The 19,903-nt window shown below is 60.5% G+C and carries 13 protein-coding genes and 1 pseudogene; 2 read left to right on the top strand and 12 right to left on the bottom strand.

Features of this window, described 5'->3' with window-relative positions:
• Positions 1–3: 3 nt before the first annotated feature.
• The 4 genes from istA to V9L20_RS16005 form a co-directional block, all read right to left on the bottom strand.
• Positions 4–1,548 carry an IS21 family transposase gene (istA, locus tag V9L20_RS16020; protein ID WP_337297346.1) on the bottom strand — a complete coding sequence of 515 codons (1,545 nt, stop codon included), beginning with the start codon at positions 1,546–1,548 and terminating at the stop codon, positions 4–6.
• A 333-nt stretch (positions 1,549–1,881) separates the two neighbouring features.
• Positions 1,882–2,868, bottom strand: coding sequence for an HNH endonuclease (locus V9L20_RS16015; RefSeq protein WP_337297345.1), 987 nt, complete (start codon positions 2,866–2,868; stop codon positions 1,882–1,884).
• Positions 2,869–2,933: 65 nt separating this feature from the next.
• The gene (locus tag V9L20_RS16010; protein ID WP_337297344.1) at positions 2,934–3,857 is read right to left on the bottom strand and encodes a nuclease-related domain-containing protein; all 924 of its coding nucleotides are present in this window, start codon (positions 3,855–3,857) and stop codon (positions 2,934–2,936) included.
• Between the two features lie 169 nt (positions 3,858–4,026).
• Positions 4,027–7,407 (bottom strand): hypothetical protein, encoded by a 3,381-nt coding sequence (locus V9L20_RS16005; RefSeq protein ID WP_337297343.1) that lies wholly within the window; start codon positions 7,405–7,407, stop codon positions 4,027–4,029.
• A 254-nt stretch (positions 7,408–7,661) separates the two neighbouring features.
• Here V9L20_RS16005 and V9L20_RS16000 point away from each other — a divergent pair, with 254 nt between their 5' ends.
• Positions 7,662–8,048 carry a hypothetical protein gene (locus V9L20_RS16000; protein WP_337297342.1) on the top strand — a complete coding sequence of 129 codons (387 nt, stop codon included), beginning with the start codon at positions 7,662–7,664 and terminating at the stop codon, positions 8,046–8,048.
• Positions 8,049–8,279: 231 nt separating this feature from the next.
• Here V9L20_RS16000 and V9L20_RS15995 read toward each other — a convergent pair whose 3' ends face one another.
• A complete protein-coding gene (locus V9L20_RS15995) occupies positions 8,280–8,672 on the bottom strand; it encodes a hypothetical protein (protein WP_337297341.1) in 393 nt (130 codons plus the stop codon).
• 154 nt (positions 8,673–8,826) lie between these two features.
• Here V9L20_RS15995 and V9L20_RS15990 point away from each other — a divergent pair, with 154 nt between their 5' ends.
• On the top strand, positions 8,827–14,175 hold the full coding sequence (locus V9L20_RS15990) for a sacsin N-terminal ATP-binding-like domain-containing protein (RefSeq protein WP_337297340.1): 5,349 nt from the start codon (positions 8,827–8,829) through the stop codon (positions 14,173–14,175).
• Between the two features lie 241 nt (positions 14,176–14,416).
• Here the strand turns inward: V9L20_RS15990 and V9L20_RS15985 are convergent, their stop codons facing one another.
• From V9L20_RS15985 to V9L20_RS27320, 7 genes and pseudogenes are all read right to left on the bottom strand, one after another.
• The gene (locus V9L20_RS15985) at positions 14,417–14,860 is read right to left on the bottom strand and encodes a hypothetical protein (RefSeq protein WP_337297339.1); all 444 of its coding nucleotides are present in this window, start codon (positions 14,858–14,860) and stop codon (positions 14,417–14,419) included.
• Positions 14,857–15,678 (bottom strand): metallophosphoesterase, encoded by an 822-nt coding sequence (locus tag V9L20_RS15980; protein WP_337297338.1) that lies wholly within the window; start codon positions 15,676–15,678, stop codon positions 14,857–14,859. Before V9L20_RS15980 ends, V9L20_RS15985 begins: the two co-directional genes overlap by 4 nt.
• Positions 15,675–16,127, bottom strand: a complete 453-nt coding sequence (locus V9L20_RS15975; RefSeq protein ID WP_337297337.1) for an HAD domain-containing protein — start codon at positions 16,125–16,127, stop codon at positions 15,675–15,677. The genes V9L20_RS15980 and V9L20_RS15975 overlap by 4 nt, the downstream gene beginning before the upstream one ends.
• A complete protein-coding gene (locus V9L20_RS15970; protein WP_337297336.1) occupies positions 16,124–16,915 on the bottom strand; it encodes a metallophosphoesterase family protein in 792 nt (263 codons plus the stop codon). The genes V9L20_RS15975 and V9L20_RS15970 overlap by 4 nt, the downstream gene beginning before the upstream one ends.
• A gap of 84 nt (positions 16,916–16,999) precedes the next feature.
• Complete coding sequence (locus tag V9L20_RS15965) at positions 17,000–18,871, bottom strand: hypothetical protein (protein ID WP_337297335.1); 1,872 nt, start codon at positions 18,869–18,871, stop codon at positions 17,000–17,002.
• The gene (locus tag V9L20_RS15960; protein ID WP_337297334.1) at positions 18,808–19,281 is read right to left on the bottom strand and encodes a hypothetical protein; all 474 of its coding nucleotides are present in this window, start codon (positions 19,279–19,281) and stop codon (positions 18,808–18,810) included. The genes V9L20_RS15965 and V9L20_RS15960 overlap by 64 nt, the downstream gene beginning before the upstream one ends.
• Before the next feature lie 249 nt (positions 19,282–19,530).
• A pseudogene (locus V9L20_RS27320) lies at positions 19,531–19,902 on the bottom strand (TniQ family protein); the annotation flags it as partial.
• Between the last annotated feature and the right edge of the window lies 1 nt (position 19,903).

The following is a 19,903-nucleotide window of genomic DNA, read 5'->3' as shown; positions in this document are numbered from 1 at the left end:
GAATCATGTGCCATGGCGTACCTCCTTGTCCTGCTGCGCTGCCCTGAGCAGGTCGTAGCGCAAGACGTTGGCCTGCGGCTCTGTGGAGAGCCTTAGGGCTTGTGGTGCGATCACCTCGGGCGCCGCAGACTTTCCGTCGATGAGGCGATGCAGGATGTTCAGCACATGTGTTTTGGTGGCCACACCGGCGTCGAGTGCCGCCTCGACGGCAGCCAGAACCACGTGCTCGTCGTAGTGCAGCACCAGCGCCAGGATTTCCACCATCTCTCGATCGCCTCCCGGCTTCTTGAGCAGCATGGCTTGCAGTCGTTTGAATGGGACCGGCAGCTCTGCGAACGGAGCACCGTTCCTGAGGGCACCTGGCTTCCTTTGCAGTACCGACAGGTAGTGGCGCCAGTCGTAGATGGTCTGTCCCGTTACGTCGTGCCGTCGATCGATGATCCTGTGGTGCTCGCACACCAGCTGGCCCTCGGCCGCCACCACCAATCGGTCGGCGTACACGCGCAAGCTGACCGGCCGGTTGGCAAATGATGCGGGGACGCTGTAGCGCGTTCGATCGAAGGTCACCAAGCAAGTAGGTGAAACACGCTTGGTGTGCTCCACGAAGCCGTCGAACGCAGGTGGCGGAGGCATCAGGAAGGGTTTCTCCTGAGCCCAGACGTCGGCGACGGTACCTGGCAGTTGTCCGTGGGCAATCTCCTTCCACAGCGCCTTGCACCGGACCTCGAGCCAGTCGTTGAGCTCGGCCAGCGTCGGGAATGCCGGAACGGGCTGCCAAAGCCGATGGCGGGCATCACGCACATTTTTCTCGATCTGGCCTTTCTCCCAGCCGGAGGCCGGATTGCAGAACTCGGCCTCGAAGAGGTAGTGACTCACCATCGCGCTGAATCGGACGTTGACGTCCCGATCCTTGCCGGTGCGGACCTTGTCGACAGCCGTCTTCATGTTGTCGTAAATGCCGCGTTTGGGGACGCCGCCTAGCACGCCGAACGCGTGGTTGTGCGCGTCGAACAGCATCTCGTGGGTCTGGAGCGGGTAAGCGCGCACGCTGAACGCCCGGCTGTGGCTGAGCTTGAAATGCGCCACCTGCAGCTTGGTGCGCTCGCCGGCGATCACGGCCCAGTCCTCGCTCCAGTCGAACTGGAACGCCTCGCCGGGGCCGAACACCAGCGGGACGAACGTGCCGCGGCTCGCGATACGTTGCGCCTCCTGCCGATCGGCTTGCCACTTCCGGCAGAAGGCCGCCACGCGGCCGTAGGAGCCTTCGAAGCCCAATGCGACCAGGTCTGTGTGGATCTGGCGCAGATTGCGCCGCTGTTTCCGCGATTTGGTGGCCTCGATCGCGAGCCAGGTCGCGAGCTTCTCGGCATAGGGATCGAGCTTGCTTGAGCTCGCCCGCTTGGCGTAGCGCGGCGCTTCTTCGCCGGCTCGCAGGTACTTCTTTACGGTGTTGCGAGACAGGCCTGTACGCCTGGCTATCTCGCGAATGGACATCTGCTCGCGCAGGGCCCAGCGTCTGATGACACTCAATGTCGCCACGTCTATCACTCCTAGGATCCCCTGCCTTAAAAATGAGCAGGGTAGAGTTTTACGTGGGTCAGTCTTAGACGGAAATTAGCGCGTTAGCCGGGTCATTTTTCGGTGGCAATCAACATGGGGTGTGTTTTTCATCGAAATCTGAGCCGAATCGTATAAAAATTTCCACAGCCGTGTGACCCACAATTTACCCCTGTTTCCTGGCAGCGCAAATGCCTGCGCCGGGTCAATGCAAATGAAAAAAACGGCTCGATATTGAATGAATCAGCGCATGCAAGCCATAACAATCGGCCCAGCGCTGCGCGCGATCACTCCAATCTCCGTATGGAAACGATCCGAACCTGCCTAGGTCGAGTGATCCAGAAACTTCGATCGAAGCAACACGTTCTCGCGATGAAACTCCAGAAAGCGCCGCTGTCCACTCGAAAAGCTGCCCACCTTTGGCGGGCGTTTCGGGTCAATTCCCATCCGCACGAGCGAGTCGCCGTGCGCGACCGGCGACACGAGCACTTGCCCGTTGTCCTCGAATGCAATGAAGCCGCGGTCAAACAGGTGGTCGATGCTCGGCGTCAGCAGCAAGCCGTTCTCGCCATCAAGTCGCTCTTCATTGGTCGCGTCTCGCCACGGCTTGCAGTGGCTGGCGCGCAGGTGCTCTTCGCGATCCACTCCGGTGATTCGGCAGGCGTGCTCGATCTTCATCACGTGCCTTTTAAAGAGTCCTTGGCCCCGGCGCGCCAGCACGATCGCTTGCCGGTCCGTATCCGGTAGCGACAGGTCCGACTGAACCCGATTCAATTCGTGTTCTTCCCATTCGACCAGCCCTACGGCTGCGGGGGGCGATTCGTTAGCTGCCACGCGATAGCTCAATATCAAGTCCCGTGCCTCGGCGCCCAGTAGGTCGACCAGTGCGGCCGCGAGCCCGTCGGGAAGACGGGTGAGGTACACACTCTGCAGGCCGGCCCCGCTGGGGCGCAGCGGAGCATAACGATGAGGGAGCAGTGGCGCCAACACATCCATGTGTTCAGAGGGCTTGATCGGCAAGCGCAATTCACTGAAGCGAACGTCGATGCGCCAGCCGATCTTGTCCCAGTAGGCGCCGGCAACGCCGAACTCCAGCGGCTTGGGCGCCTCGTACGCATGCGAGCCGGCGATGCCGATGGCGCGGATGACGGTGTTCGCGAACGAGAACACGACGTCGCCCGGCGCCACCTCGCGCATGAAGTCGTAAAAGGGGTTCTGTGCTTGGTTGGTCTTGCGCTTCGGCGACCATAGATAACCGCCGCGCACCTCGTGGCGGTAGGTTTGATTCTGGTTAACCCACCAGTACCGCATGTGGCTGTACGTAGTTCCGGCCTAAGGCTGGGCGGTCCGTGCTTGCGCCTGTACAACGGCTGCGCTCAAGACGCTTTCTCCTTGTCGGAATACTTCGGCGCAACCGTGCGGCAACGCTGTTGCACCTGGTGTGCGACGCGTTGAATATCCTGGTCGGACAGAGGCTTGGCACTACGAGATCTCAGTAACTGAGACAGTTGTCTTCCACTGTAAACATTGACGTTGCTCCGACCGCTGAGTTCGACGAACCAGCCCGGCAGTGCCAGTACGGGAAATGCATAAACCCGGCCGCCGGTCGCGCTTGACAACCATTTGGCGAGCCAGTCAGCCTGCCGCTCGGCCTGCTCCAGCGGTTCCTTGGTAGTCCATGTGGGGAACTTCAATACCTTGCCATCGAACGCCACGGTCGCATCGGCTCTGCCGAGCCCGCGGTTCGGCTTTGTGAAACCCTTGGTCTCCACCGCGAAAACGCCTGCAGTAGCGATCACGACATGGTCGATATTGAAGCCGTCCGCTGGAAAATCATGGAACACATATGCGCCTTGGCGCATCAGTTGATCGAGTTCCTGCCCCACGGCCAGCTCGGCGTCGTAGCCGGCCTTGAGCTTGTCAAGTTGCCCGCCCGCCCTCCAAAGCTTGCGAACCATGACGGCGACAAAACTCAAAACCAAAACCACATAGATGGGGCTCAGAGGCATCATTCCCTGGAGGCCACGCAGGTGGCTCTGTGCAAGGAAGGTAGCGAGCGCCAGCAACGGGACCAGCATCAATAGAAATACATTGGTCAACACGTCGATGCCGACTTCGTCGAGCTGTTCTCGGATCGTATGCCCGGGACTGCGAAGAAGATCGATCGCTACAGGTGATCGACGGCGAGCCCTCGCGCGGCGCTTGCGAGCAATCAGAAAGCCAATGGCTAGCAGCGGGCCGGCGAAGCCTGCGGCAAGCAGACCCACAATGATGCCAACTTGTTGGGCGATTTCTCCCATCACTCCGATCCAACGAGTTGCATGGGACTTCTCTCTAGGGCAGCGACCAGCTCGGCACTGACCTTGCCGGGAAGCATCACCACCAAGTCGATCAGGTATTCCAACAGGTTGGTCCTTCTACGTTTGGATATGCATGCGAAGTGTAGATTGGTGGAATCTGCCTAACCATTTATGTCTGCTTCGCAGACGCATCCTCACTCGGTGACTCTGTAGCATCATATGGAATGCGCCACACCGGGTCGGGGCTCTTTCCTGCTGCCAACCGCCAGCGAACGCCTAGCTTGCAGAGCGTCGGATCCTCTGCGGTGGCTTCCGCCGTCACCCTGAATATCCTGCCGGGCGGCTCACTAAGCAGTTCAGCGTGGCTCATCGAGTGGTTGGAGAGCAAGTAGAGATTTCCAATAGACACCATGCCCTGATACACGGCAACGTCCCGAATGTGACCTGCGTAGTTGCGTTCAATACGGTAGCCCGCTTGCTTCACCAAGAAGTCCTCTGGGCTATCAGCGACTGAGTTCGAGCTGGACGAGCGCAGCTGGCGCAGCCACTTCGGTTCGGAAAGCGTCGGCACCAGAAGGACCGCACTGCGACCTGGAGCGAGGGCCCTTTTGAAATCTGATATGAGAGCCAGCAGCTGCCCCTTAGAAGCGGCGAGTACCTCGACATCGGGCGTGTCCGTCAGCGCTTCGACAACGTTGAAGCGCATCCGTGAGACGATGTATTGCAGAAGATGGTCAGGTTCGTCCTGCGACCTTGACGCCAATTGGGGCACTGTCAGTCGGCCCTTTGGATAACCGCTGAACGTCAGCACCGACTCAGGCACGCCTGTACGCTCTTCTGCCAAGGTTACAGTTTTCGGTCTGAAGGGGAAGCCGCACCTCTCCAAGTCCAGCTTTAGGGTCAAAGCGTCGGCATACTCGTCCAGAACGCCCTGGCTAATCGGTGCGGTCTTCAACTCGTCACTGCGAACCTGGCTGAGTGCCTCACGAATTGAGGCAATTCCACCCTTTGCGAACTTAACGCTGTCGGAAAGGGATTTGGTAGGTAGAAGGGTTCCCCAAAGATCATGGTACCGGGCTTCAAAGCCATCGCCCATAGATTGGGCGAGTTCCGCGAGCACCCCATCTAATTCGCCTCTGCGAGCATCCTGCTCAGTCCACGACCGGAAGACGGCTTTGAGCTCGGCGACGGAGGGCGCCCACCCTTGAGCGACAAACAGGCAAAGGCAAACCGCTTGACCGAAGCGCACGTCTTCAAGTGAATCCGGGGCACTTAAAGAGATGCTTCGGCCTGGGATGAAGTTAGCCCAGTCATCCCCAGCACATAGCTTTACAACGTTGTCTAGACGCTGCCGGTAACCTTCGCGAAACCCTCCATCAATCACGTGCTGCCGGATAAGCGAAAGCACGAATTCGTTCGCGTCCGCGAAGGGCCGCATGCGGCTTGCGTGGCCATCAGGCACGGCCATGTTGACGTCCCCAAACAAAACTCCTTGAAGGACCGTCGTGATAAGTCGGCGTACCTCGGCGGAGGCAGTCGTGTACTCCTGAGCGAGGGTTGCAGCCATCGCGCCGCAACAATCACGCCAGTAGTTTTCCAGTGCGGCAGCCCACGCCTCGACCATCAAAGCAGTGTCGTCGCCGAAGGAATAGCCCTGCAAATGGGTAGCGTACATGTCGGGCCACGGCTTCTCGGTCGATTCAAGGGTGAGTTGCCAAGGGCTCGCAATGTAAACATCATTCCTATCGAGGAATATCGACAACTGCGTTCGCCAACGCAACAGCGTATCCGTGAGATACATCGCCGTGTAGACGCTCCCGCCTCGCGAAGTCGCCGCTACGGTAGAAACCGTCCGTTCCAGGTGCTTCGCAAGCAGGTCGAGCGCATCGCGGCCCTGTGCGCCCCAAGGCGCCCAGCCGTCGTCGTGCCGAAGGACGGATTCATTTTTGAATGACTCCCAAGCGCCCAGGGCGGCTGTCAGAACAGTCTTCCAACGACCGGCAAAAGGCTCTGGGAGCGCATCCTCAACCGTACCAGCATTCGACCTGTACCCCATTAGCTGCTCTGCTCCCCAAACCAGAACCTGATGCAGGAATTCGTGTTGCTTTGCCAAATATAGGATCCGCAGCTCATGGCTGAGCACATCACGTTCTCGCGAGAACAGCCTTCTCGGAACAGCTGAGAGCTTCGCCGCAAAGTAAGGATTTCTGTCGCAAACCTCGAGTGCAGACTTGAGCATGTCGGAGATTGCAGTGCACCATATTGATAGTACGGAGGTGCCAGAGTAAAGGTCCGTGCTGCTTGCGGTTAGAGCGTGGTTGGACGGTTTTCCGTCTTGGTCTTTGTAGAAGGAAGCTTCCAGTAAGTCGTCCATCAGCGAGAGCAGAGAGAGGAACTGCCGGTCGAAATCATCCGAGGCGCCTTCATTGATAACCTGCACAAGTTCAGCCCGTATCTCGTCCAAGCAGTCGCGAACCGTCACCTCGCTGTCATATCGGTTAAGCGAAGAGAAGCTTACTGCCCACCATAGGAGCTGTTTCTCTAGCCAGGTCAGATGTGGCTTCTTGGTTGTGCCAGCCAAGAACTCACCATGCTCCGCTTCCAAGGGACTCGGCCAAGCACGAAGCACAAACAAGGGCCCTTCGCGGTGAAAGGATGTCTTGTTCGGCTCTGTCGGAGTGTCAGTGGCGCGCTTCACCCAATGGTTGTATGCGAGCTGAACTAGCCAATAGCGAACATCGGTGACGAGCCGTCGACCCCTAAAGGAGAATTGAGCGCCTTCCACCACCTCTTGATAGGCGAAGGGCCCGGCATAGAACGCAGGAGCTTTGCCGTTTACGTCTGTTGCCAGCTCATCTGCGTGCAGCAGCTTGAAGCGGACAGGACTTGCTGCGATTACTGAAGCGGCATGGCGACACCATTCATCCGGCCAAGCGATCATCACCGCATAGGTGTGGCGTTCTCTCCTGCGCGCTTCTGGCGTGGCAAATGCGAACGTCTTGAGAAGGAATTTCCCCGTCAGGAAGATGTTTAAGCAAAGAAATGTTGCCCCCAGGATCAACCAGGCGAATGCTGTCCACTGCGAGACTGTGCTTACCACCGCCGCCGAAACCGTAAGTCCCATCAGGAGAGCCAAGCCGCACGTTCCAGTTAGCTTTGCTCCGCTTGTGACAAGATAGGTCTGCAGTGTGGCTTTTGTCGCATGTGACTTTTGCAAAAAGATGGTGGCAAAGCCAAAGCCAACGGGATAGACCAGCGCCACTAGCGTAGCCTGGGTCGCCCACAATCCGCTGAAGAGGGTATCTACCGAGAACTTGTCAATCTCGGCTGGCCCGAATTGAACGAAGCCCCCATAGGGTGGTGGGAGCCAGCACGTGACGCAGGCGATTGTGGCGAACGACGCGAGGAAAAGCACGGCAGCGAGCACCGGATAGCGACCTGCCTTTAGAGCCCAGCCCACATACCACGGATGAGAGAACTTTCCGCTATGGGGGTTCGTCTTCTGCCAGTTTCTGAGTTCTCGTTGTACAGCGTTTTTTAGTGTGCGCATTCGGGCTGTCAATGGGACTGAGGGCCTTGGTCTAGGGGCGGATTGCAGCCGTTGTCGGTCTCGCCTACCTGAATCCTCGAAATGTACAGCGCCGTAAGGCCTAGCGAGCAGCGGAAAGTCGCGCCTTATTGCTAGGCGCACCGTTTAGCTCAAAGAACGCCCACGTCCGAAAACCTCGTTGTAGTCCCTCTGGCTAGTACTCAGCCAGCCGATATCCACGGCGCCGGTCGATGTTGCACCGCAGGAGGCCAGCGATGACGATGTACCGTTCCGGTTCGAAGAGGTGGAGCCGGAACCTCGCGTCGCCTACCTTGTACTGCTCTCGGACTATCTGCATCCAGCGGCCGTCGCGGTCAAGGTGGCAGCAGCGCTTCCGGCGCGAACTCGACTGGCAACTGGGCCATGACGTGGTGCCGGCGCTGCGCGCGTTCCAGAATGCGAGCGAGGCAGGCGAGAGCGATCTCACCAAAGACGAGATCACGCTCGCCAAGCGCCGGATCAAGACCTTCGACGTGGGTAGGACAGCGGGCTTCCGCGATCTGGGAAAACCGACGAAGCCTATTTCGCGGTTCGTGCCGTGTGAGGCTGGTCGATCAACTTGCGCCGGCTCCTTCGGGCGCGCGACCGGACGCACGAGGTAGTCGGCGACCGCGCACGCGCCGGCAATCCAGGCTTCCATTTCGCTGGAGTGCGTCGTTTGATCGGACACGAACGGCCGAAAGCTCAGCAATCCGGTCGGACCGCTGACCGAACCCAAGAGCGAGAAGCGGAAATTCGCCGGGCTCCGACTCGTTCACCATGACAGCCATCTGACCCATATTGACCTCCCATTGTTGAGGAGACGTCGTAAGCGGGCGTGACCGGCGGGAATGTCAACGTTTGTCAATCTGCTGGGAATCGCTCACGATGCGGTCAGCTTTTGTGCGCTGCACCGTAGCCGCTACGATTTCTGTCCATGACCAAAGCGATGCCCGTCTCCCGCCGAGAGCTGCGCACAGATGCTTGAGGCCCTGGAAATACTGGGATGGCGCTTCGGGCACCCGATCAACCGCGAGACCACCGGGTGGAGCAATCGAGGTGAGGATCATCCTGATCTCCCCAGAAGAGGCCTTCGCTTTTCTCGCCGAGGCGGCCGGACATGGAATCCGGCTTTGGGCGCAACCACGCTTGTATTTCAAGTCGCGAAGGCTTTCTAAGCCGCGCTGCTTGGAGTTGGACGTTCGTTGAGGCAACGGCATCAGCTTAGGCGAGACGGTGGTCGTCATGCCCCAGCATTCGTCGAGATTCGCGCTTATGCTCGTAGGCGCCACTTTGGCCATCGGGTGCACCAGTCATGGCAAAACCTATCGAATGCGAAAAGTCCTTTCCCGCTAACTTTCCGTCTGCTGCCTCGGCGACGCCCGGTCAGGTGGCTCAAACGTGAGCGGCGGCGTCTCAGCCGGACTGGACCTGACGTCTATCGACGTTGCATCGGCGTTCGACTTAGAAAACCTTTCTCTCACACCCGCAGAGAAGCTGTCCTCGACTCTCAGGGCACAAATCAGGAATGCCGTGGATGCCGTTCGGTCAGGCCTGCTGACCTACGAGAGCCTGCGAAATGTCAGCGAGGCGATAGGTGGCGAGTATGGCGACCGCGTGATCTTCGAACTCGTGCAGAACGCGCACGACGCACACGATGAGGGCGACCAAGGATCAATCTCCCTGAAGCTAGTGATCAGGGGAAGTGACGATGGCGATCTCTACATCGCTAATAAGGGTAACGGCTTCAGTTGGAAGAACGTGAATGCCATTCGAAACATTGGCGTCTCCAGCAAGACTGTCGGCCAAGGCATTGGCAACAAAGGATTCGGCTTCCGCAGTGTGGAGACGCTGACCGACGACCCGAGGATCTACTCGCAGGCTGGATCGGCGGCCGCCGATATGTTCACCGGCTTTTGCTTTCGCTTCGCGGGCTTCGATGAAGTCAAGAAGGCGACTCTCGCCATCGCAGAAGAGCCCATCGCCAGTCACGTCGCGAAGGTCCTTCCACGCTACCTCGCTGCGGTCCCGCTCGATGACCAGCCGGAGGAGATAAGGCGATTTGCCAAGGAGGGATTCGCGACGGTCGTGCATCTACCGTTGTCTGGTCCGGTAGCGATCAATGTCGCGCGTGAACAAGTCTCCGCCCTTGTCGATCTTGAAGTGCCGCTCCTCTTGTTCCTCGATCGACTGACGCGCGTTTCGATTGAAGTCGACGACGTCGGCGTGAGCAGCCGGCGCACTTTGTCGCGGAGCATTCAAAGCCGGCCAGCACCGACTGCCGATTCTGGACTGCGCTACGAAATCGTTTCGATCGGGCCGGGCAGCCGTCGCTACCTCGTAGCGAGAAGGCCCGTCGATCGCGACGGGCTGTCCGCAGCGGTCGAAACCAGTGTCGCCAAGGAGCCTCAGCTTGCGCGATGGCGCGATTGGCAAGGTGAGCCAAGCGTCGCCGTCGCCGTCTCTCTTTCGGCGAGCGAAGGGGAGAATGGTCGCACCTACAACTTCCTGCCGATGGCGGCCGACGTTCCGTCCAGGATTCGCGGACATGTTGACGCTCCCTTCTACGCTTCGATCGATCGACGGCGTGCAAATTTCGAGCTGCCGCTGAACGCATTTCTGCTGGACGAACTCGCCGTGACTGCGCTGCTTGCGGCAACGGAGCTGAAGGCGCTTGCCGCAGAAATCGGTCGGAACACCATCTTTGATCTTGTCGCTTGGGCGCCCGATGACGTGCAGCGCTTGTCTCGTGCTTCGAAGCGAATCGAGTTGGACTGGCGCGACTGCGCGATCGTACCGGCAGCCGGGGGCGACGAGTACTGGACCACGTTCCGCAAAGCGCGCATCTGGCAGGAACAGGGATACAAACTGCTCCGCGTGCGGCGGCTGGTTAAAGCAGGTGTTGCCAACCTCGCCGCCCCGCAGTTGGAAACCCAGCGCCTCGAACGGCTCCGCCTGATGATGGAGGCGGTGCATGCGCAACCAACGCCCAATGACCTCATAGTAGCTGGCTGGATCCAGTCGGTCGCGCTCTCACTAGAACAAGACGGGACGGGCCTGCGCACATGGGGCAATCTCTATGAGGATGCGCGCAAAGCGCTTTCATCTTCAAACGGCCTGCGCCAGCTCGTCGGCAAGACGGTGCTGAAGGTGCGGGACGGCAGCCTCCAGCCTGCCGGCGTGGTAAGCGGCGGAACACCCGTGTTCGTAAGACAGGTGGGCATGCGGGACAACGATCCCGCACCGCTTCCACCGTCATCGGTGGCGAACAGGTTCTCTCTGCTCGATGACGGAATTCCGATGACCCCGGAGGTGATTGCAGACTTCATCAAGGCAGATCTGCTTCGCCCCTACGACGCGCTGCAAGCCCTGCGGACTGTGCAGTCGTCCTTCGGAGATAAGCCGGCGCCCAAGCGGCGCGAGTCGACTCTGAAGTGGGCGTTCGACGTATGGCGAGTCGAGGGCGCCAAGTCGGAAAAAATCCTTCGTCAGATCGATCTGCACGTTGAGACCAGAAGTGGATGGCGACCGGCAAGCCAAGCGCGGTTTTCCGACGGATGGACCCCGGGGGGAAGAAGGCTGACGACCTACCTCGCGGAGGCCGCGCCGCAGTCCCCCGACTGCCAGCGCGCGTCGGAGTTCCTGCTTGCGACAGAGGCCGGATGGGCGCCGAAGCCCGAAAGTAGCAACCGCAAATCTTGGACGGAGTTTCTTCGCGCGGCCGGCGTGCGCGACGGCCTTCCCCTACTCAAAGATCCGGACGTGCCGACAAGCGGCACGCCCTCCTGGATCTGGGATCACTTCCGCCGCCGGGTCGATCTGGATAAAGGCCGCTCGCCGGCGTGGTCCGCCGCGTGCCAGGCTGTTCAACTGCCGAACCCGCAAACCGCCTATAGCCGACGGGGCGAGCTTTGGCGTTTCCCCGGGCAGGTCGAGCACCAAGTCTTTCCGGCGGCCACGCGGCAACGCTTTGCTGAGCTCATCCTCTTGCAGTTGGCCAACGAAGATCAAGGGTGGCTCAACTGGCGTCTGGGACGGTATGACCGTGGGATTGCAGAACAGAATGCGCGCGGGTTACCGACACCCGCAGCCACGTTCATTGCAGCTGAGCCCTGGTTGCCGGTGGAGGGTGATCCCGACCGCTTTGAGCGGCCGGGGGCGCTCTGGGCATCGAAGGACCGCAAGCAGCACCCGCCACGCTATGTCGATCGTCCGCGGGATGGTCTTGTGGACTTGATTGACGAGGAAAGGCGCGTCGCTGCCGTTCTGTTCGACCGCGCCGTCGGCTTGCGTGATTGGTCGGATGTCGGCGACGCGATCCGCAAACTTACCAGCTTGGCCCATGGCTCGAGAGGGCTTGAGCCGCGGGAGCGCGTGAACTTTCGCCGAATCTACCAGCGCGTTTGGGCCGATGCATGCAAGGCTGAAGTGGCACTGCCGGCGGACATACCGATCGCGACTGTCAACTCGCTTGGCTTTTCGGTGGTGGTCGGAAACGCGACCGAACCTCGCCGGGTGTTCGTGACCGGCGACCCGCTGCGCGCAGAGACTAAAGCCGTCATGGCTGCGGGGCAGCCGATCCTCGAACTGGGCGAGGAGGACCTCGTCGCCCCCGCGCTCGAAAGACTGCAGGCGTGTGGCGGCTTCGAGGCACTTGGCATCGACCGCCACCAGGTTGACGTGCTGATTGATGGGGTCACCATGGTGCCGAACCTGGGTGATACCCTGATCGCAAGCAATGGGCTTGAATGGCTTCCCGAAGCTGCAGTCTTGGCAAACGAGGTGTTGGGGCGGGAGTTGGAACGGCAGATCTCAAGTTCGATTGTCGAACAGCGCTTTCGCCGAATCCGCCTTCGCTACTGCGAAAATATCAGCCTCGCCGTTGGTGGAGTTCCGGTGAACGAGGCTCTACCATTCTTCGCATTTCCGGACGACGAAAATCCGACACTGGTCATCGGTCAAGGTCAGGAGATGACCTGGGCGGTACTCGGCGATGCCGCACCTTACCTTTCGACACTGCTTGACCGTCGCATGCGCTCCTTTGAGACGCTGATGCTGCGGCTCGCGAATCGGACTGCGGCGCTGGATCCTCGTCAGCATCCCACGGAGGATGAACTCGCACGGGCGCTTGGCTGCAAGGTCGAGTTGGTGCGCGAGCATGCGCTTGCGCTTCGCACTGACGGTGATCTGCTGGTGCGCCGATTGCTGCCGATCGTTGCCTGTGTGACCGACCTTGAGATGGCACGCGCACTTGGAGAGCAGATCGGTGACAGTCCGCTGAGGACAACGGTTCTCGAGGCACTGCGGCCTCTGGCCGATCGGCTGCCTCTATCTCCAGAGCAACTGCTCGACGAACTTGCCACGCCGGATCTGGCCCAGGTCCGTCGTTCTCTAGGCTTGGACTACGCCCGCCTGAACCAGATGCTTTCCTCCCTTGGTCAGCCGATCCTATCCAACGAAAGCGAATTGCGGCGCCTGTTCGAGACCTGGAAGACCGAGCTCGCGCCCTCGGCCGTGGACCGTCTCCGCCGACATTTCTGGCCCGTCTACCACAGCGGCGCCCCTTTGAATCGCTACGTCGCCCTGCGCACCCTTAGCTTTCTCGAGTTCCAGCAGGAATGGGTCATAGACCGCGAGGAGCTTCTGCTAGAGGACGTGGCCGCGCTATCTGATGTCAGGCTTGCTGACGTTGTCGGAGAGGACATTGATCTTGAGCTCGAGCCTCTTTCTCACGTCCGCGGTCGGTCAACCCGTACGCTGCAGCGCTTCATCGACGAAGCCGCGCCAACAATCGGCGCTTGGTGTTATCTGAATGAGAAGCCCAACCCCTGGAGGGGCGGTTCCACAGCATTGCTAAAAGCGCTCGATCAGTTGGGACTTTTGGACTTTGTCGGCGTCGAGCCTGGTCAAGAGATCGCCACGCTCGTGCGTGCCGACGTTTGGCCCAACGCCATGCCGCACATCGTAGAAGCGATCGCGCTTAATCTCGACCCGTCGGACTTGCTGGGTGAGAAAAAGAGAGAACAAGAGCGCAGGGAGCAAGGCGAGGTCGCCCGGCGCAGCATCACTTTCGCGGACAGCCTGCTTGACACGCGATCCAAGGCTTTTGTCCAGAGCCTCGTTGCGTTAGCGCAGGCGCATATGGCCGACGGAGCGTGGCTCACGCGCTCGCGTCGTCGCTTCAAACTTGCCGAGCAAGCGCAGGCTGAGAGGCGTGGCGGTGGCGGTTCAGGAGGAAAGAGCGGGAAGCGAAGTCAGAACGAGCGGCCGACCGATGACGTTCGTATCGCCATGGGCTTTGCCAGCGAATACCTGGCGAGTTGCTTTCTGCGCGAGAAGCACAAGGATCGCTACAACGATCAGTGCTGGGTTTCGGAAAACCGGGCCAAGCTGGAAATCGACTGGGAAGGCAATGACAAGCTGGGCTACGACTTTAGGGTTCTAACCATTGATACCGAATGGCGCTATGAAGTGAAGTCCAACATGGATGAAGCATTCGAGTTCGAATTCACACAAAACGAGATGCGCAGCGCCGCCGAGTGCGCGTCAGATGGCAGTCGCAAGTACAGGATCTTGTACGTGCCTTTTGTCTTCCAGCCAGAGCGATGGCGGGTCATGGAACTTCCCAATCCGATGAGTGAGCAAGGCCGCCGGATCTTCACGGCGATCGGCAATGGCGCCACACGTTTTAAGTTCGAGACCACGTTAGAAACTAGGAGAGATGTGCGACAGCTGAACAAGCTAGTTTGAACGTCGCGCACTGAGTGTCCCCTCAACGTTCCCGAAGAAGGGTCGCGACAAATCGCATGGTCTGCTCTGCTGCCCATCAAGGCAGATTGTCAGTGCATGTTGAGCCCGCAGAAGCTGTTTTAGTCAAGTCATGTGATTGGTCAACTAGGCCGTAGTGTGCCCGCGACCGTTTGAGGCCGCTTGCGGACGACCGCAACGTCCGAGATTGCCCTTTCGCAGACTACTCAGAGTCGGAGCGAGCCTACGCCGCGATAGCGCGGATATCGCGGCGCCGTCGATTCAGCCGGATGGCCTGAACCCCCGGCGTGGCGGCCAGTTCGCGGATCTGCTCGGCGGTCGCTTCGACAACGAAGGACCCACTGAGATCATTCCGACGAGCCAGGCCATCGAGACCGAGGCGTTTCAAGACCTGTCCGATCTCCGCCATGGCCACTGGCGCGGCATGGCCGACCTTCGGGACACTTCGCTTGCGCAATGTCGCCGCGGGCGGAGGCAGCATATTGCGGGGCGACGTGGTCGCTTTACCTCCAGGACGCGAAGGGGCACTCACCGGGGGCCGTGCGGACTCGATGACGACCGACCGTGTCTCGCCGCGCTGGCTTTCGCATAGGAAAGCCACGAGCTCGGCCCCGCGGATAGTGGCGATTCGGGTCTCGCTCTTGGCAGACAAACCGGCGTCGGTCATAGAGCGACTACCAGGTCAGGATCGAACGCCTGGTTCTCGATCCGGCCGCTCATGCGGCGCACGTACCCTCGCGGATTGCACACCACCCGGCAGGCACGGACCCGGTAGTCGAAGCTCTGGTGGGTGTGGCCATGCACCCAGAGCACAGGCACCTCGAAGAAGTCGTTGGGAAGCTCGCTCACGAACGCGCCCGACACCCAGTCGTCGGCATACTGCGCCGAGAGCGAACCGCGATGCGGCGCATGGTGGGTCACCACCACCGTTCGACCGTCGAACGGTTCGGCGAGCCTGGCCTGCAACCATGCCCGCTGGGCCTGGTGGATCCGCAGCGTGTCGGCGGCCTGGAGCTTCCTGTCCGGCGTGTCCCGCGAGGTATCCGGTTCGGCCGTCTCGTCGACCGTGCGGATCAGCGCGTAGTCGTTCAGCACGCTGGTCGCCTGCTTCATCGCCCATGGGACGTTGCTGACCCGCCCTTCGGGTGCCTCGATGGCGAGCGCGAAGTCGGTCCACAGCGTCGCGCCCAGGAAGCGCACGCCGTCGATCACGAGTTCGTCGCCATCGAGCAGGTGCACATGGCTGCCTTCGGCCGCGCTGCGCGCCTCGGCCAAGGCCGTGTCCAAATGGCCGTCGTAGTACTCGTGGTTGCCGGGGACATAGACGACCGGCTTGTCCGGGAAGCGGTCCATCGCCCACTTGATGGCGCGCTTGGCCGGCGAATGGATATCGCCTGCGAGGATGACGACATCGAACACCAGATCGGCCGCCGGCTCGAAGGGGGCGAACTCGAGGTGCAGGTCGGAGAGGATCAGTAGCTTCATGGGCGGGTCCTTTCGAAATGGGCGCGCAAGGCGGCGTCAGCCTCGGTGTCGAAGCCGACGAACGACCCGCAGACGACCAGCCGGTCCTTGTGCCGGTCGAACTGCCACTCGGCATCGTCAAGCGCCACCCAGGGCTCGTTGGCCGCACCGTGGGCCTGCAGCCAGGCGAGGATCTCGCCTTCGCGGTGCGCGAATGAATGGGGAGCGCCGGATCCGCGAGACGGCGTGACGCCGAGGATGCGGGTCCGGATGTCCTCGGCGAACGGCGCAATCAGCGCCTCGAAAGCCAGCCGCTCGCGCCAGCTCGAGCTGATGACGATCCGCACCTGCGGAAACTCGCGCAGCAGCGCTTCGAGGCCCGGCAGGAAGCAGAAGTCCGCGCCGTCGCTGGGCAGGTGACCTTCGCCTTCCAGGTGCAGGACACCGTCGAAGTCGAGGAACAGGATCACGTGAGGCCTCTTTCGTCGAGGGGCCAACGCAGGTGCGAGCCCTTGTCCACGCCGAAGGCGCGGAATGGCGCGCTGGCATCCATCAGGCCCTGGCCGACATAGTCGATGTTCTCGTGGTGGTGACCGTGGACCAGCAACCGCGCACCGAGCATCTTCGCGAGATCGTCGATCGCCCGCCAGCCATGCGGGTGGGCCGCCGGTGCCTCGTGTGTCACCAGGATGTCGGCGGATTGGCGCCCGAACAGCTCTTGGTAGTCGTCCGGGAAGATGGAAGATCGATGCTTCCGGGAAATGCCGTCGCGCCACCGCGCCTCGGGGCGCATGGATTGGCGCATCGTCTTGCCCGACACGAACGCGGCTTCCCCGACGGGCCGCCGCGGGTCCCAGATCTTGCTGCGGAAGACGCCGCCCAGTCCGGCCACCCGGTAGCCGGCGATGGAGACGATGCGGCCATGCAGGTTGCGGTCCGCGAGCTCCGATCCCCACAGGTGGTCGTAGTCGGCATCCGAATCGGTGTCGTGGTTGCCGTGGATGAACCAGACTTCGGTGCGATCCAGGATCGGCTGCAGTTCGATGTGGAGCGACTGACGAGGCTGCAGATCGCCGAGCAGCACGATCGCCTCGGGGCGGTAGCGCTCGACCGCGGCGATCACCGGCTCGAAGTCGCCGTGCGGGTCGCCGAAGAACATCAGCTTGGGAGCCGGTTGATCAGGGGCATTTGCAAACTGGGCATCTTCAAGATCGCCCTTTGCAGAAGGCCCCGGGATGCTACGAGCTGCGGCGTTCATGCAAAGACTCCAAGATGTAGCGTGCTCGGCAGTGAAGCCCATCGATCGCGAAATCACATATTGCTCGACGACCACCCGAACTGATCACGACGAATTCTCCAAGAAGGGCAAATAGGCGCCCAGGGCCGCTCGTTCGAACAGCAGCTGCCTGCAGCTGTTGAGGCTTGGTCCCGACACGGGTGAAATGTCGTGGCTGGCTAGCAAGGCGGCGACGGCCTTCGGCGACCGACCCAGCTGCCTTGCCAAGTCTCGTCCGAACACATACAGCTGACGAAATTTCTCCAAGCTAGCCGTCGAAACACAGCGTTCGGTCCGCCTTCCAACCTGACGTACCGAGGTCTCGAGCAACCCTAAGCGCACCAGCGCATAGGCGACCTCCTGTTTGACGTCGAGTTGGAAGGCAGTTTGCGGAATCGTCAACTCGCCCACTCGTCCATGGAACGCGTATGAAAACCAGTCGCGAAGCTGAGTTTTCTCGAACTGCAGTCCTCCTATGTCGGGCTGGTCTGGGGATCTGCCGATCGGCACCATTCGACCTGCTTGGACGTCGGCAAAAAGGCGCGCCAGCTGTTCATCGGTCCATGGCCAATATCGAAGAACCTGCCGAAGGCTCACGTTGTCGCACGATGATCCGGCAACGGGAGACAGTACCTCAAGCGACTGATTCCAACGTTCCATCCACGACGAAGGTATGTCCCATCGGGAACCTCGATCTCCCCGCTGTCGTGCTTCGGGACAAATAATCGGCAGCATGACTTGGAGGCGGGTCTTCTTGAGGCCAAGCCCGCGTGCCGCCTCTTCCAGCGAGAGAACCTCGTGAACCAGAGGTTGTATCGCTGATACGTCGGCCTTATTTACAACGAGAAATTTCCTTCCCTTGGCGCTAAGGCGGAGTTCACCTTTCACCTTTCCCTCGGCCACCAATGCATTCAGCCGCGAGCGAGACACCCCCAGCGTGCCTTGCGCTCGACTTGCCGGGATCCACGACAGGTCGTCCAGCACCGAAGCTGCCAGACGCGTGTTTCTTCTGGCAAAGGCACCGGTCCAGTTCGCGGCGACATAGTCCTCGAATGCGCGCCGCAGAAAATCGAAGGCGGCGTGACTGAATCCCTTGTACAACGCGAAATAAAAACCGCCGAAAGCTCCGACGAGTTTCCCTCTGCTGTTTTCCGGGCTCAAGCTCTTCAGCCGGTCCAGCAGCATGAAGAACCCATTTGGCCAAGTGCACAGGACCTCTGCAGCCGCACAAACGATGGGCCATGAGGTTTCTAGTCGGTCAATAGCACGCATCTTCTGGGGCGAGCGTTGTCCGTCTGACGCACCATAGCTACCCAGAAGCCGAATCAATCTGACCAGCTGGCTGAGCGTAAGACTTCCGGTGGGGCCGACCTCAACGACTTCCCGGCCCATGGCAACTGCTGCAAGGATGGCGCTCAGCTGTGCGACCGCTCGCGGGGCAGAACTTGCAGATTGAGAGATCAATAGATCGCCACATCCGCAATGTAAAAGGCCTTGCCGGTGCCACGAGAGGCGCATACCACACTCGCTGCAGGTGTCGATGAGCCACGTTCCGCAAGTCGCGCACGCGTCTGCGAATAGGATCTCCCACGCCACGTGCCAGGTTCCTCGGGCAGCCAGGCAGCCGGGGCAAAATCGAGCCCATCGCGTGACCCATGGCGATATGCCGCCGGAATTTTGACACTCGTGTGTGGACGCTACTTCCGATGAGGAGTCATCCATCAACCCAGCATCGGCAAACGCGAAGGACTCTTCCTCCTCGCTCGGCTGCAACTCGACCAATTCACGCGAGGAAAGCAAATTGGCGTTCGCGAGCCGAAATCGATAGCCCATCTGCCCCTCGTCGGGCAATCGCTGCGGTGTCGACAGCAAAGTCATTTCTTGCGCCGAAAAAATAAGGCCGCTGTCTTGGGTGCCGGAGTGGATCGAGGCCGCCATGTGATGCCGCCAGGATCGGAGGCGCGCTGGCGTGACTGCTTGACCCTCTTACGCCAAGCCTGTGGATCGGGCGCCCGCGCTGGCTTCTTGACCCGGGGACTGGCCGAACTCATGTCGCTTCTCGCGCTCAACTGCCACAGGCATCGATGGAAGGACAACTCACACAGGCACGGGCCAAAATAACGCCGAAGCTGTTGAGGAGTCTTGCCTGGCTTCATGGCTTCGGCGAGCGTCAAGGGCTCACCAGCCGCGTGTAGAAACAACGTATCCCGCAGGTAGTCCTGGTAGGGTTGGTCCTCCAGCATTTGTGCGATCAAGTCATGGCGCACGCGGCGCAATGCATCGGCTGAAATCCGGTTTGTGGCTTTCGCGAAGGCCGGTAGAACAAGTTCACCGACGAATTCGATCATCAATAGCAGCAGATCGATGCGAACGCGGAGAGACGGTGTGCTCGCTCCTTCAGAATCGCCCCTGTTGCAAGCTGAGATCGAGTGAGTGGTAGCTGCGGCGATGAGTCCACAAAGTCGCTCTCGTTCAGGGGTCCCCGGCGACGCGGCCGTTCGCCACAGTTCTATGCCGCACACGCAGCGATCCACAGACGGGACCTCCCATGTCAGCGACCTCTGGCAGGCACCACATGTCTTCACGAGTTTGCACCCGTGCAGATGGCAGACGTCGTACGAACGCAGTTCCCAATAGCATGGTGCAACGGCCTCTTGCGAAAGGCATTTGGGGCACACCATTCGTTGCCCGAACCGTACTTGGCTCGGGGGAAGGAGAGATGTTCCGAGTCTCACATCCAAGGTCCTGCTTCCGGCTTGACGAGCTACGGCCATACGTGCGGCGAGCGCATCGCGGTTACAACCCGTGAGCTCGGCCACAACTTGAACGCTTTGCGTTGCGGCGGCCAAAGATTGGAGCATTGGCCGAAACAGCGATTGGGCGAGGTTGTGATCGGCAGCGCGGCACATGTAAGCACGCAAACTCTCGGCGCGGCCCAGTTCGGGTCGAATGAGCAGTTGGTCAGTCATG

Origin of the sequence: Variovorax sp. CCNWLW225 (genome assembly GCF_037204045.1) — a bacterium.
Lineage (GTDB): Bacteria > Pseudomonadota > Gammaproteobacteria > Burkholderiales > Burkholderiaceae_C > Variovorax.
This window is presented reverse-complemented; position numbering and strand designations above follow the sequence as displayed.